General features: G+C 36.0%; 13 protein-coding genes. 4 read left to right on the top strand and 9 right to left on the bottom strand.

Annotation, left to right across the window (positions count from 1 at the left end; translation table 11 throughout):
- Window positions 1-138: 138 nt before the first annotated feature.
- A complete protein-coding gene (locus RWU19_RS07045) occupies window positions 139-1,425 on the top strand; it encodes a hypothetical protein (protein ID WP_070769931.1) in 1,287 nt (428 codons plus the stop codon).
- Between the two features lie 303 nt (window positions 1,426-1,728).
- On the opposite strand, the gene RWU19_RS07050 is transcribed toward RWU19_RS07045, so the two are convergent.
- The 5 genes from RWU19_RS07050 to RWU19_RS07070 all read right to left on the bottom strand — a co-directional run bounded on the left by RWU19_RS07050 (window position 1,729) and on the right by RWU19_RS07070 (window position 5,885).
- Window positions 1,729-2,250: an HdeD family acid-resistance protein gene (locus tag RWU19_RS07050; protein ID WP_002290703.1), complete on the bottom strand. Its 522-nt coding sequence runs from the start codon at window positions 2,248-2,250 to the stop codon at window positions 1,729-1,731.
- A gap of 98 nt (window positions 2,251-2,348) precedes the next feature.
- A complete protein-coding gene (locus tag RWU19_RS07055) occupies window positions 2,349-2,699 on the bottom strand; it encodes a DUF2200 domain-containing protein (RefSeq protein WP_002309193.1) in 351 nt (116 codons plus the stop codon).
- Between the two features lie 279 nt (window positions 2,700-2,978).
- Window positions 2,979-4,508 (bottom strand): alkyl hydroperoxide reductase subunit F, encoded by a 1,530-nt coding sequence (gene ahpF / locus RWU19_RS07060; protein ID WP_070769928.1) that lies wholly within the window; start codon window positions 4,506-4,508, stop codon window positions 2,979-2,981.
- A gap of 9 nt (window positions 4,509-4,517) precedes the next feature.
- Window positions 4,518-5,081 carry an alkyl hydroperoxide reductase subunit C gene (ahpC, locus tag RWU19_RS07065; protein ID WP_002290708.1) on the bottom strand — a complete coding sequence of 188 codons (564 nt, stop codon included), beginning with the start codon at window positions 5,079-5,081 and terminating at the stop codon, window positions 4,518-4,520.
- Window positions 5,082-5,225: 144 nt separating this feature from the next.
- Window positions 5,226-5,885: a GntR family transcriptional regulator gene (locus tag RWU19_RS07070; protein WP_123837934.1), complete on the bottom strand. Its 660-nt coding sequence runs from the start codon at window positions 5,883-5,885 to the stop codon at window positions 5,226-5,228.
- Window positions 5,886-6,070: 185 nt separating this feature from the next.
- On the opposite strand from RWU19_RS07070, the gene RWU19_RS07075 reads away from it, so the two are divergent.
- Both RWU19_RS07075 and uxuA read left to right on the top strand, forming a co-directional pair.
- On the top strand, window positions 6,071-7,708 hold the full coding sequence (locus RWU19_RS07075) for a mannitol dehydrogenase family protein (RefSeq protein WP_123837935.1): 1,638 nt from the start codon (window positions 6,071-6,073) through the stop codon (window positions 7,706-7,708).
- The gene (uxuA, locus tag RWU19_RS07080; RefSeq protein WP_086323220.1) at window positions 7,708-8,793 is read left to right on the top strand and encodes a mannonate dehydratase; all 1,086 of its coding nucleotides are present in this window, start codon (window positions 7,708-7,710) and stop codon (window positions 8,791-8,793) included. The genes RWU19_RS07075 and uxuA overlap by 1 nt, the downstream gene beginning before the upstream one ends.
- Before the next feature lie 110 nt (window positions 8,794-8,903).
- On the opposite strand, the gene RWU19_RS07085 is transcribed toward uxuA, so the two are convergent.
- The gene (locus tag RWU19_RS07085) at window positions 8,904-10,457 is read right to left on the bottom strand and encodes a helix-turn-helix domain-containing protein (protein ID WP_104764424.1); all 1,554 of its coding nucleotides are present in this window, start codon (window positions 10,455-10,457) and stop codon (window positions 8,904-8,906) included.
- Window positions 10,458-10,604: 147 nt separating this feature from the next.
- Here RWU19_RS07085 and RWU19_RS07090 point away from each other — a divergent pair, with 147 nt between their 5' ends.
- A complete protein-coding gene (locus tag RWU19_RS07090) occupies window positions 10,605-11,837 on the top strand; it encodes an LPXTG cell wall anchor domain-containing protein (protein ID WP_123837936.1) in 1,233 nt (410 codons plus the stop codon).
- 134 nt (window positions 11,838-11,971) lie between these two features.
- On the opposite strand, the gene RWU19_RS07095 is transcribed toward RWU19_RS07090, so the two are convergent.
- The 3 genes from RWU19_RS07095 to RWU19_RS07105 all read right to left on the bottom strand — a co-directional run bounded on the left by RWU19_RS07095 (window position 11,972) and on the right by RWU19_RS07105 (window position 14,066).
- Window positions 11,972-13,009 carry an AI-2E family transporter gene (locus tag RWU19_RS07095; protein WP_002290717.1) on the bottom strand — a complete coding sequence of 346 codons (1,038 nt, stop codon included), beginning with the start codon at window positions 13,007-13,009 and terminating at the stop codon, window positions 11,972-11,974.
- A gap of 149 nt (window positions 13,010-13,158) precedes the next feature.
- Window positions 13,159-13,599 carry a MarR family winged helix-turn-helix transcriptional regulator gene (locus RWU19_RS07100; RefSeq protein ID WP_123837937.1) on the bottom strand — a complete coding sequence of 147 codons (441 nt, stop codon included), beginning with the start codon at window positions 13,597-13,599 and terminating at the stop codon, window positions 13,159-13,161.
- A 56-nt stretch (window positions 13,600-13,655) separates the two neighbouring features.
- A complete protein-coding gene (locus RWU19_RS07105; RefSeq protein WP_002290719.1) occupies window positions 13,656-14,066 on the bottom strand; it encodes an organic hydroperoxide resistance protein in 411 nt (136 codons plus the stop codon).
- Between the last annotated feature and the right edge of the window lie 86 nt (window positions 14,067-14,152).

The raw sequence follows: 14,152 nt of genomic DNA on the forward strand, positions 1-14,152 counted from the left end.
ACTTGTAAACAAATCTTATAGTCACAATTTTTTCTTTTAATAGAAAAAAATAGTTTTTATACTAAAATTATGGATTGGATAAATATGTTAAGATGACTTATCAGAACGTTTAAATATTTATCACAGTGGAGGAAGCTTATGGGCGAGCATAAATTAATACAAGAAATAGATAACGAAAGATTAGCACGTATCGAAAATGATCAATGGGTTAACAATATTGCTAATGCCTTTGCTCAGCAATATCATTTTAAAACAAACGATATCAATCGCTTTAATAAAACAAATTTTATTTCAGATTTGACCCCTTTATTTATTAACTTAGTTGATTTAAGTGAAGATGAATTTAAAATAGATACAAAAAATATGAAAGAATCTCTTGTAAGAAGTACTTATGCGCTTGAAAATGCTGAATTATTTCGCAAATATACCAATGAATTGGTTGTTAATGATTCCAGTAGTTTTATTATGATACCTCTTTCTTTCAAAACTGAAAAAAGTTCACATCTTGTAACAGCATCCATCCAAAAAAAAGCTGGTTTTTTTCAGATAGAAATTTTTGATAAAGCTGGAATAGCTCCTCCTGAAAGATCAGAGAAATCTTTAGTTGTTAAAAATAGGGAACAGATGAAGAGGAAAGTAAGTTACATTTATGAAATAAAAGACACAGAAAAAAATTTTGCAGAGATGATTTATGCCCTTGAGAACGGCAGAGGAGAATTCAATATTCCTTTGGATATCAATAATAAAAAACTAAATTATAAAGAGTATATTCCTTTAAGACTCCTCAGTAAAGTAGCAACCAAGGAATATTATGGTGATAAGATCAGAAGTGCGCAAATTATAGGAAATTGTTGCGTAAAATCATGGACAGGAGCATTGAAAGATAAATTGGAACAGTTTCGTATAGAACAAAGTAAGCCGAGTAATGAGTCATTGAATAAAATACTTACAGAAATTGCCTGTCGTCAATTAGAAAAAGCAGGTTATGGTCCCAAAACAATCTATTATTTTAGAGAATTGAACAGCTTATACAGTTATAATAAAATAGAGAGAAAAGATATGAATAATAAATTTTCAAAAAAACAGGAAAATAGTAGGTTGTTCAATCAATATTTTACTGAAACTAAAAATAAGCTTCCGCTTGATCGGATTGCTTTACCTATGTTAAATGCCTCTCTTAAACATAACCATACTGGAACTAAATATAATAAATTAAAAAAACTTTTGGGTAAAAATAAAACAAATGACTCTACTAGTATTTATTTTTTAACAGATTTAGATAAGCAAAAGATTATCGAGAATGTTGGAACTATCGTTTCTCATCATGAAATAAAAAAAACAATGGATACTATAAAAAAGGAAGTCCAAAGGTGCCAGCAGAATAGATTACAGCTCAGAACTGTTCAGGCATATAGCGAAAGATAGGGAGTTGTTCATTTTCTTTTATTATAAAAAGAAAAATTCTGAGATTTTTTTATCTTTGTGAATTAAGACCTCCAGTGTGAACTGGAGGTTTTCTTTTCATCGGAAATCCACTTCAACTTAATAGTTTAACGAGTTTTTTTACTACCACGCGGGAAACTCTCTGCAGACCTTAGCATAACTAGGGTTTTCATAACATACAAACAGAGACCGAAGAATCAATTCTGATTCATCAGTCCCGTAATTATAAAATAAGGTCTTCTTGTGTATACTACAGTCAATGGAATTGTTTTTAAAGCATAAAACTCAATACATTCTTCTTATTCTGATAAAATTGATGATCTCCTGGATGCCCATGAAAATCAAGATGAAACCGAATATTTGAAATAGAACCATCAAGCTTTTGAATGGATTGAACAATAAGACGAATCCGCCAATCAACAACAGAATACTATAAACACTCCAACTTTTAGCTTTTGTATTCATACTGAAGAACAACTGGAACAAGCTGTTGATGATAACAGCTAATCCAAGAAGAATCGGCAGGATAGAAACGATTGCAGGTGCAAAAGCATAAACGATCAGCGCGCAGATCAGGAAAAAAAGACCACTAAACAGACCGATACTCCAAGAACCTGTTTTCCTTTTAAAACGGTAAGCCTCAAAAAGATTCAACAACCCAAGCAAAACAAGATAGGCAGTGATCAGATAACCGATAAAATGAAAAACAGCAGAAGGGTTTAGCACAATCGCAATCCCAGAAATAATATAAACAGCAGCTCTTAATAAGGCGTATTTTTGAATATTTTGTTTAATCGTCTCAAACATATAAGAAAACCTCCTTTGACTTATTTTAACGTGAACCAGTCATATTACCAAATCAAACGGTACAAAACGAGTGAAGGAGAAGAGCTTCTTAAGAAAGATCATTTTCTGAGGATCTTTTCCATTTTTTTGCCTTTTGCTAGCTCATCGATCATTTTATCTAAATAACGAATTTCTTTCATCAAGTTATCCTCGATGTTTTCTACTCGCACACCACAAACAACACCTGTAATCAAAGAACGAGAAGGATTGGGGGCAGGGGCTTCCGCAAAAAATTGTTCGAAAGTCACTTGTTTTTGTAGTTGCTCTTCTAGTTCTGTTTGGGAATAACCTGTCAGCCAGCAAATGATTTCATCTACTTCCTCTTTTGTACGATCTTTTCTCTCTGCTTTTGCTACATACATGGGATAAACGCTTGCAAAACTTGTCTTAAAAATACGATTTTGCGCCACAATCAGTCACCTTTCTTCTCTCAAACTATTTACTACTTATAGTATATAAGAAAAAGAGAAGAAAAAGTGATTATTCAAAAAAAAAGACAAAAAGGATTGTGGCAAAAATCTTATCACAATCCTTTTTTCCGAATAAACGGTGTTTTCCTGCCAACTCCTCAGTCACAAGTCACAATATTCAACAAACATGAGAAACTGTTTATTGAAATTGTTCCTAGTGACTCGGAGCTGAACGGCAGGCTCACAACCTCTATCTGACTTTTTTACAATCTTCATCGCTCAAGTGCGCATCAGATAATCGAATGCTCCTAAAGCTGCAGTAGCTCCTGAACCCATTGAAACGATGATTTGTTTGTATGGACTATCTGTACAATCACCAGCTGCGAAAACGCCGGGGATATTCGTTGCGCCATTTTTCTCGGTCACTATTTCATTTCTTGGATTCATTTCGATCGTTCCATCTAGCCAATCCGTATTAGGGAGTAAGCCGACTAGAATGAATACTCCTGAAACAGCTAGTGTATGCATCTCCATCGTACGGCGATCGATATAGGAGAGAGATTCTACCTGATTCGTACCGCTGATTTCTTTCGTCGCTGCATGTTTGATAACAGTGACATTCGCAAGAGAGACTAGTTTATCCTGTAAGATTTGATCTGCTTTTAATTCTGGTAAGAATTCTAGAACATATACATGTTTTGCTAACCCAGCCAAATCGATTGCTGCTTCAACTCCAGAATTACCACCACCGATAACAGCAATCTCTTTTCCTTTGAATAGAGGGCCGTCACAGTGTGGACAATAAGCAATTCCTTTATTTTTAAACTCTTTTTCGCCCGGTACATTGATAGAACGCCAGTGCGCACCTGTCGCAATAATTGCAGTTTTTGCTTGAAGTGATATGCCGTTAGCCAAGCCGATAGTGATAAAATCTTGCTCTTTATTTAAGGAAACAGCCTGTTGATTGATCATAATATCGATAGGGTAACTACGCACATGATTTTCTACTTGCTGCATTAGTTTTGGCCCTTCTGTGTAAGGGGTACCAATCATATTTTCAATTCCCAGTGTTTCAACGACTTGTCCACCGAAGGAATCAGCAACAATCCCTGTGCGGATTCCTTTACGTGCTGCATAGATAGCTGCACTACTAGCTGCTGGTCCGCCACCGACCACTAATACATCATAAGGTTTTTTTTCAACTAATTCTTCTTCAACCAAAGGACCAGTGATTTTTTCAACGATTTGTTCGATCGTCATGCGTCCGCTACTAAATTCTTCACCATTTAAAAACACTGTTGGCACTGCCATGATTTGTTTATCATCGATTTCTTTTTGGAACATACCGCCTTCAATCATCGTATGAGTAATATTTGGATTTAATACAGCTAATATATTCAATGCCTGTACAACGTCGGGGCAATTATGACAAGTCAAGCTGACATAACTGTCAAAATGCAGCGTTTGTTTGATTTGTTTGATTTTGAGACTCAAAGATTCACTGATTTTCGGTGCCCGTCCACTAATTTGCAACAGTGCTAGTAAAAAAGAAGCAAATTCATGACCGAGGGGGATACCAGCAAAAACAATTCCACTTTCTTTGCCAAGAGGGCTGATAGAAAAACTAGGTGTCCGCGTCAACTCTTTTTTTTCCCAAGAGATTTTAGGAGACATTTCTGATATTTCCTTCGTAAATTCTGCTAATTTTTGACTATTTTCACTAGTATCCAAACTAACAGAAAAAACAATAGGAGATTCAATCAGTGCTAAATATTGTTCGAGGTTTTGTTTAGTTTCTTTATCTAACATGTCGACCACCTAAATTTTTCCAACAAGATCAAAACTTGGTTTCAATGTTTCGCCACTTTCTTTCCATTTTGCCGGACAAACTTCACCTGGGTGAGTACGTACATATTGAGCAGCCCGTATCTTATCAATCAGTGCACTAGCATCACGACCAATTCCATCTGCATTGATTTCCATAGCTTGAACGATGCCGTCTGGATCAATAATAAATGTTCCTCGTTGAGCTAATCCTTGTTCTTCATCCAACACATCAAAAATACGAGAAATCCGATGCGAAGGATCGCCAATCATCGTGTATTCGATTTTACCGATAGCATCTGATGTATCATGCCATGCTTTGTGAGTAAAATGGGTATCTGTAGAGCAAGAAAAGACTTCAACACCCAAAGATTTCAAGGTGCTGTATTGTTCTTGTAAGTCTTCTAGTTCAGTGGGACAAACAAAAGTGAAATCTGCTGGGTAGAAACATAGAATGCTCCAATTCCCCATAAGGTCTTTCTCGCTAATTTCTAAAAATTCTCCTTGATGATAAGCTTGAGCGTTAAATTCTTCGATTTTTTTCCCAATCAATGACATAGTAAAACCTCCAATAATAATTATTTATTTATAATGATTGTAATTTAGTTGGAGTTAGAAAGTCAATGAATATTTTGTTATTTAATAAAGATTACTCAAAAACGCTGGTTAATTATAAAATGGAAGAGGCATAAGAAAATACAACTACTTGAAATACTCAGGATAACGTTGAGTGACAGTTTCTTGTTCTTTCAGCATCATGTGCAAGTGCAATCCCGTTTGAAAACGAGCTTCTTCTGGTTTTTTATCGACTAATGCTCTGAATAAATCTTCATGTTGCTCCATGATCGTTTCCCATGGAAGCCCTTGTATGGTCACTCTTAACCAACGAAAACGTTCTAAATGGGTATTGTGGTCATCTAACCAGTTCCAAACTTCTTTTCTGCCGGCAATTTCGAAACAAGCTTCATGAAATAAATTATCTGCACGAAAAAACGCACGTTCATCCTTTATTTTGGCTGCTTTTTCTTGTTCTTCTAAAATCGTTTCTAACACTATTCGTGTTTGATGGTCCAATTTGGAACAGCATTCGATCATGATCTGCTGTTCTAATTGCTCTCGAACAAATCGAGCATTTTCTGCAGAATAGAGATTGATTCTTGAAACATACGTACCACTTTGAGGAACTGTGTACACGAGTTCTTGTTGACGTAGTTGAATCAATGCTTCGCGAATGGGGGTTCGGCCGATAGAAAGATGTGCCTCCAGCGCTTTTTCAGATATTTTCCTTCCAGGTTCTAGGTCCGCATAGATGATTTGTTTACGAATCGCTTGATAAGCTTGAGATTGCAAGCTACTTTTCATTTTTATACCTCCAAAATCATTTCTATGAACGTAGTATAACAGAAGAGATCTGAAAAACAATCTGATATGTCACTTAAACTAGTAAATTTGTATAAAAAGTAAAATTTTGATTGACACAGCGGTTTTTATTACATAAAATTCATTTGAAGACAAAAAAACTGATATGTTAGTTTAGGAGGGGAAAAATGATTGATTTAAACAACTGGGAGAACTTTATTCCTGAATTATCTCAAAAAGAAGTAGAAATACCTCATTTTGACCGTGCATCATTAAGAGAAACTGGACAAAGAAATCCTGTCTGGATCCATTTTGGTGGCGGAAATCTTTATCGAGGATTTCATGCAGAAATCGCTCAACGTTTAGCGGATCAAGGCGAATTGCCCACTGGTGTCATTGTTTGTGAAACATTCGATGAAGAAATAATTGAAAAGGCTTACCGAGATTTTGATGATTTGATTCTTGAAGTGGTCATGCCAAGCAGTGGAAAATTTGTCAAACGTATATTAGCTGCGACAGCTGACAGTCTGTATTGTCATCCAGATTGCTCGGAACACTTTGCTAAGATGATTGGTCACTTTGAAAATCCGAATTTGCAATTAGTTACTTTTGCTATTAGTGAAAAAGGTTATCGATTGAAAGATACAAGTAATAAATATATAGGACCGATTGCAGTTGATATAAAAAATGGTCCGAAAAAGCCATCACATACGATGAGTATTCTTACTGCACTACTTTATAGACGGTTTTTATCGGGAGCTTGGCCGATTGCACTTGTCTCTACAGATAATTTTTCACAAAACGGCAGTCAATTACGTACTTCGTTGCTAGCAATCGCAAAAGAATGGCAAAAGGAAGGTTATGTACCAGAAACATTTATCCAATACTTATCGAATGAAGAAATCGTTGCGTTTCCATGGACAATGATTGACCGTATCACTCCGAATCCTTCCATATCAGTTAGCAGAATGTTGGCAGAAGAAGGCTTTTCAAATATGTCGATCTTGCAAACCGCAAAGGGAACCAATATTGCGCCATTCGTCAATACAGAAGACATCCATTATTTAATCATGGAAGATCATTTCCCAAACGGACGTCCGAGATTCGAAAAAGCTGGAGTGTTCTTGACTGATCGTGCAACGGTAGATAAAGCAGATACGATGAAAGTGACGACTTGTCTTAACCCTTTGCATACGGCTTTAGCTATTATGGGTTGTTTACTGGGTTATAGGAGTATAGCTGAGGAGATGAATGATCCAGATTTGTCGCTGTTAGTTTCTGAAATCGGGTACAATGAAGGTCTTCCAGTCGTAGAATCGCCTGGAATCATTGATCCAAAGACCTTTCTTGAAGAAGTAGTCACTGTGCGATTTCCTAATCCAAATATTCCTGACATGCCTCAGCGAATCGCCACGGATACCTCTCAAAAGGTGGCGATTCGTTACGGTGAGACGATTAAAAAATATATGGAAATAGAAAATAAGGACCCGCAGACTCTTGTGTTCATCCCATTGATTCTCGCTGCTTGGCTTCGATACCTTATTGGCCTTGATGATCAAGGGAAACCATTCACACCGAGTCCAGATCCTTTGCTGATAGAACTTCAGCACAGGCTTTCTGACATTCAATTGGGTACGCAAGATATCTCACATATCCAAGAGAAAATTGCTCCTATTTTGTCAAATAAAGAAATTTTTGGTGTAGATCTTTATCAAGCTGAGATTGGCAGAAAAATAGAAGGAATGTTCATCAAAATGTTGGCAGGACCCAATGCCGTACGAAAAACATTACAGAATTACTTACAAGAACATGGAGGAACTTTATAATGGAAATGACTTTTAGATGGTACGGTTCACAAGAGGAAAAGATTACTTTAGATGAAATCAGACAAATACCTGCAGTCAAAGGTATTGTAGGCACATTGATGGATATACCAGTAGGAGAAGTGTGGCCTAGGGAACGGATCAAAGAATTAAAAGAAGAAATTGAGTCTCGTGGATTGACACTAAAGGTTATCGAAAGCGTCAATGTGCATGATGCCATTAAAATTGGATTACCGTCCCGTGAGCAGTATATCGAAAACTATAAGCAGACGATCCGAAACTTGGCAGAATATGGAATAGAAGTCATCTGCTATAATTTTATGCCTGTATTTGATTGGGTCAAATCTGATCTTGATTACCGCTTAGAAGATGGCTCGTCTACGTTAGCTTTTATATCCGCTGATATTCCAGATGATCCAAAAGAAATCGTCGAACGCATCGAACAGTCCAGCAATGAATTCGAGTTGCCGGGGTGGGAACCTGAACGCTTAGCTCATATCAAATCTTTGCTTGAAGCGTATGCATCAGTAGACGAAGAAAAACTTCGAGAAAATTTTGCTTATTTTCTTCAATCGATCATCCCGACATGTGAAGAGGTAGGGGTCAAAATGGCTGTACACCCAGATGACCCGCCGTACTCGATTTTTGGATTACCTCGAATCGTAAAGAATCGAGAAGATCTAGATTGGTTGTGCCGAGTAGTAGACAGTCCTTCTAACGGAATTACTCTTTGTACAGGAAGTATTGCAGAAGACCCAGAAAATGATGTGTATGAAATTTTAGCAGAATTTTGCCAAAGAGACCGGATCCCATTTGCTCACGTTCGAAATATCAAGTTTTTAGCTAATCGAGATTTCTATGAAGCACCGCATAAATCAGAATACGGTTCATTAGACATGTACCGTATTCTAAAAACAATGTATGACAACGGATTTGACGGATACATCCGCCCTGATCATGGCAGAATGATTTGGAATGAGACAGGAAGACCAGGATATGGCTTATATGATCGAGCATTAGGTGCGGTATATCTAAATGGATTATGGGAAGCAATTGAAAAAGGAAATGAACGTAAAGAAAATCAGTAAATAATTTATAATTTTATTATGTAAACGAAAAAGATATTCAAACTTTTGTGACATAAATCCGTATGCTTTTTAACAGTATACGGATTTATGTCACTTCTTTGGTCTAGGAACTAGAGGTTATCTTGATTTTCTTTTTCTGATTGGTTCATAAGAGCCTCTTCTTTTAATTCAAAAATATATTCTGAAATCCTCATAATCACTTTTTTCCAATCTTCTGGTGTGATGATTCCCTTTAAAATATATATTTTTTTGATGTGGGAAGGCAATTGTTTCAAAGGGCAGTCACTGATAACGATGTTACAGTTCTCCATAAAATCGTTTTGTATTTTGATCGATTCATTTGAAAAAATTTGTTCTATCTTAACAATCAAATCTTTACTGATATAAAAATCACGCGTATAGTTCACACCAATCACGATCAGCGGTTGTTTTTTGTAACGATCATATAAATGTACTAGATCCTCGACCATCCATAGCACATTTTCTTTTTCTAAAATATCTGGCAGCATATGTTGATTTTGTTCTCTGAAATCCATGTAAAATCGTTCGATAGCTGTTTGGATTTCTTTCAATACGTTATGCTCTTGATAAAGCATAAAAGTAGGAAGGGGCGTATTTGGTTGATTGAAGTTAAGAAATCCATTATAAAGTTTATTTCGTGCGAACGCCAACGAGTAAAGAATCTTTTCTTTTTCAGGTATAAACAAATCAAATACTGTACAAAAGGATTCCACCATTTTTCTTGAATAAAGAACATGAGGAACATTTGCTTTTCTTAAAAGTTCGTATTGCTCCAAACTTGTTTTTTCTGATTCGATTTTCGTAATAGAGAGCCGAGCTAAAATATTCACTAAGATGCGTTGTTCGCGACAAATTGGCAGATTGGGGCGCAAAATATCGACAGAGGGATCAATAAAAAAGTCAATATATTCATACTCTTCAAATTCTCTTTGTACACCTTTCACAGAAGTAGCCGGAAAATTCTCTTTACATATTTTCAACAGCAAATATAATTTATCCATCATACCGCTATTCAGTCGGTCAAGTACCTCTTTTTTAAAAAAAGTATTCATCATAAAAGCAACTACCTGTGGTTCTTCATCATAAAAATCTGTAGCAGTACTTGAAAAGATATTCCAATAAATATCTAATGCTGCATATTGGATTTGTACTTCTTTTCCAGAAAAGGACTTTCTTCCATTATTAGAAAAGGAGACAGACAAACCATACAATGCTAAAAATGCATTGATTTTTTTCATTTTCGTATACAGATAAGAGGCACTATAGTTCGTTTGCTGACTTAAACTGATAATCGAATTTGTCTGACAACTGAACAAAGAAGTCAAGATCTGATAACTGACCGATTCGTTGCAGTATCTTCCAAATAGACGATAGTAGCAATAAGCCGGATCAATTCCTTCAAAATTCAACTTCAAAAAAGGTTTTTGTTTATCAATATGCAGTTTTGTTAGATTGAGACGCTCAAAATCTTGTTCTAATTCTTTGATGTATAATAGAAAATTTGATTCAGACATATGGAAATGATCTGCTAAATATTGTGTAGTAATAAAGAAACGATGTTCAGACAGGAAAAGAAAAATATCTAATTTTGTATTGCTTTTTTTCTTCAAAAGATACGTTTTTATCGCTTCTTGGGTTTGCATGAAGGGCGCTCCTTTTTAGTTAAATTGTTAAAACTTGAAAATATTACTGTTTTTTTCATGAAACTAGACAAAAAGACAGTAAACATATAGGCACAATCTCTACTATCTTATTTCTTGCATACAAAAAAATCAAGGAGTGAGAGAGTTATGAGATATCCAACCATCTTAATCTCAACATTTACAGCCTTAAGCTTATCGCTTACTATAAATCAGACAGTGCATACAGAGGAGATAGGAACAGCAAATTGGGCAGAAACCAAATGGGCCAATGTCAATCGAATTACTTTCCAAGATGAATTTTCTTCCTTCAATTCAGGTGTCACAAAATTAAAAAAAGGACAAACAGCGACCATCAAAGCAACAGTTGATTATTCGGGAGACTTAGCACCGATACGACAATCAGCTGTTACATTTGAGAATGTTGACCCTGCTTTATTGATCAGTTACGACGAGAATACTTTGTCTATCCAACACAAGCAAGCAACATTTACTTTCACCGTCACATTAAATCAGGACTTGCTAAAACCAGCACTGTTTACTGTCAAAGTATCAGATGGCTTACCGAACGATCTTCATTATCTGACGCCGTATAGTCAACGGCAGACAGTTGAGCAAGATTCATCGATCGACTCAGGAGGAGGAGATCTTGTTGGGGAACCAACGGATAAACCAGAAAATGAAAACAAGCCTGATATACCGCCTACAGAAAATCCAGACGGAGAACAACAACCGGAAATAGAACCTGGTGAAGAGCCTGATACAGAAATGAAGCCAGAGCCAGACAATGAATCAAAACCTGAAACAACTCCCGAAGAAAAACCAGATGTCAGTCCAGAACCAGATACAGACTCTGGAAACGAAACAATACCGGAAACAAAACCAGGCACAGATAATGAAACCGAGAATCCAGAGAAACCAGATGTGACTCCAGAACCAGATACGGACTCTAGCAACGAAGTAACACCAGAAGAAAAACCAGACACGGATAATGAAACCGAGAATCCAGAAACACCAAATGGGTTTCCAGAAGAAAAGCCGGATGTGGCCCCAGAAATGCCAGAAAAAACACCTGAAACAAATATAACGGCAAAAGAGATAAGCACCCAAAAGGATGAAAAGAAAGAGAGTCAAAAAATAAATACAACCATTCAACAAATAAATGAAGAGAAGCAGAATACAGAAACAAAACGATTTGATCGCCCTCACCCAGCTGAGACTATAAAAACTAGAAAAGATATAATCCTTGCTAGTTCTGATACGAAAAATAAACAGCTGCCAAAAACTGGAGAAGTACAAAATAAAGTCATACTGTGGAGCGGAATCATTCTATTAAGTATAATAACGATGTTTTCTGTAAAAAGATTTAAACAAAATAGATGACACTGACATTTGAAGAATGTCGGAGAACACATTTTTACAAACGAAAAAGTAATATTAATAAAACGACCCTGAATAACAGATTCTAAATCTGATATTTAGGTTCGTTCTAATTTTTATCTTTCTTCATTTTTAATTTAAAGGAGATCTGTTTCTCTTGGTGAATGATTCGGAATCTTTTTCACTTTCAGCACATCTAAAAAGAAGGTGAAGATCGGAATGCCGACAATCAATCCCCAAACGCCAAAGAATCGTTCACTAACAAGCAAGACCACGAATGTATAAAAAATCGGCAAGTCTGTTTTGCTAGACATTAATTTTGGGTTCAGTACATAAGATTCGATCAGATGCACAACCAAAATCGTCATCAGGATATAAACAACATCTCTGATTCCTCCTTGGGAATAAGCAATGAAAGATAGAGGAATACAAGAAATAATAACGCCTGCTACTGGGATCAGACTCAGAATGAATATCATAATCGCTAAACTCAGCAGTTGGTGAAAGCCAAATGCGGCCAAAGCAATAGTAGTCAGTAATGTGTTTAAAAGAGCAATAATAAATTGAGCTTCTAATACTAAGCCAAATGTATTGACAAACTTATCGGCGAAATAATATAGATCTTGAAAGAACCAAGAAAACTCACTTTTTAAAAACAACCGTGAGAATAAAATCGTTTTTTGCTTTTCAATCATAAAAAAGAAACTTAAGATGAACGACATAGCGAACGCCACTGCCAGTTTTCCTATATCTTGTAAATAGCCAAGCGCAATTGACGCACCATTTTGAAGCTGTTCAAAGAAATCGTTCCGCTCGATATAATTGTGGATGTATTGTAAAACTGGATCCGCATCTTTTGGTTGATGCTCGTAAAAATCAATAACAGATTGAATCATATCGAATGTTTGATGAATAAGCATCGGGATATACTTTGTGAATGCCAGATAGATAAGATAAACGATCAATGTATAAATCATGATGGCTAAAATACCTGTAGGGATTCGGACAAATCGCTGAATGATCTGAACAAGGTGGATCATCAAGTAAGTAAAGATAAATGTGAGTAAAATGGTTGTAATCATACTTCTTACTAAGAAAAGTACAAAAATGACAGATAATAAAACCGTGAGGCGGCGTATTTTTTCATTCGCCAAAAAACGCTGATAAACGGACAATTTGACAACCTCCAAATAACAAAAATAAACACGTTATTCATTATATGATGGAATACGAAAATAAGAAAGGGAAAGAGCAAAAAGAAAAACCGCTAAATGACGTTATCTTATGAGTTGGTTTTCCTCATAAAATCGTTCATCTAGCAGTTTCAGCCCTTTTTCTGGTCTTGATGAAAATTATCTAGCATTTTTCGGGTCAGATGTTGCAGTGTATCCAATTCTTCCTGTTCAAGTGGAAGATAAGACTTGATCTTTTGTGGAATACCTTCTGCTTGTTTTTGCAACGCAACTCCTTGAGAAGTGAGCGTAACATTTACGATTCTTTCATCATCCGTTTCACGCTGACGCTTGATATAATTTTTTTCTGCTAACTTCTTCAGTAAGGGGGTTAGCGTACCAGAATCCAGACACAAATCATTTCCTAGCTCTTTCACTGTAGTCTTTTTCTTTTCCCATAAAACTAGCATCACAAGATACTGGGTATAGGTAAGATTCAGCGGTTTGAGAAGGGGAGTGTAGTGCCTGATGATCTCCTTAGAGGCGGCATATAAAGGAAAACATACTTGATTAGCTAAATATAGATCTTCCATTTTTCCACCTCCGCTGTTTCACTATAGTGTATCATAGCGGATTTACACAAAAAAGTCTATTCACTAACAGCTTTCAGAGTAACTTCGATATTTCCAGCTGTCGCTTTTGAATAAGGGCACACTTTATGTGCAGCTTCTAATAATTCTTGGGTTTCTTCTAGAGAAAGGCCTTCGATAGATCCTTCAATCTCTACGCCTAAGACAAAGCTCATTTCACTTTCGGAATAAAGAGAAACTTGTGCGCTGACAGTAGAAGCGCCAGAAATATTTTTTTGTTGTTTAATCAACTCCAATGCACTGTTGAAACAGGCACTGAAACCAGCTGCAAACAATTGTTCAGGATTTGTTGCGTTTTCAACACGTTTACCAGGAGCTGCAATATTTAATTCGAATGTGTGATCAGGATTATGGACTTCTCCAGAACGTCCGCCTGTGTTGATCATTTTTGTAGAATACATTTTTTTCATAAGATTACCACCTTTTATTATATTTGATACAATTAGATTGTACACAATTTAATTATGAAAAGCAAAGAAATTGATTATTCAAGAAA

The organism is Enterococcus sp. 2STP, from assembly GCF_032465635.1.
Lineage (GTDB): Bacteria > Bacillota > Bacilli > Lactobacillales > Enterococcaceae > Enterococcus_B > Enterococcus_B lactis.

Bases quoted from the DNA above. Each gene is read 5' to 3' on its own strand.
- ahpC (WP_002290708.1), bottom strand. From the start codon at position 5,081: ATGTCATTGATTGGGAAAAAAATCGAAGAATTTAACGCTCAAGCTTAT.
- RWU19_RS07100 (WP_123837937.1), bottom strand. From the start codon at position 13,599: ATGGAAGATCTATATTTAGCTAATCAAGTATGTTTTCCTTTATATGCC.
- RWU19_RS07050 (WP_002290703.1), bottom strand. From the start codon at position 2,250: ATGTTTGAGACGATTAAACAAAATATTCAAAAATACGCCTTATTAAGA.
- RWU19_RS07045 (WP_070769931.1), top strand. From the start codon at position 139: ATGGGCGAGCATAAATTAATACAAGAAATAGATAACGAAAGATTAGCA.
- RWU19_RS07075 (WP_123837935.1), top strand. From the start codon at position 6,071: ATGATTGATTTAAACAACTGGGAGAACTTTATTCCTGAATTATCTCAA.
- RWU19_RS07090 (WP_123837936.1), top strand. From the start codon at position 10,605: ATGAGATATCCAACCATCTTAATCTCAACATTTACAGCCTTAAGCTTA.
- ahpF (WP_070769928.1), bottom strand. From the start codon at position 4,508: ATGTTAGATAAAGAAACTAAACAAAACCTCGAACAATATTTAGCACTG.
- RWU19_RS07070 (WP_123837934.1), bottom strand. From the start codon at position 5,885: ATGAAAAGTAGCTTGCAATCTCAAGCTTATCAAGCGATTCGTAAACAA.
- RWU19_RS07085 (WP_104764424.1), bottom strand. From the start codon at position 10,457: ATGCAAACCCAAGAAGCGATAAAAACGTATCTTTTGAAGAAAAAAAGC.
- RWU19_RS07105 (WP_002290719.1), bottom strand. From the start codon at position 14,066: ATGAAAAAAATGTATTCTACAAAAATGATCAACACAGGCGGACGTTCT.
- uxuA (WP_086323220.1), top strand. From the start codon at position 7,708: ATGGAAATGACTTTTAGATGGTACGGTTCACAAGAGGAAAAGATTACT.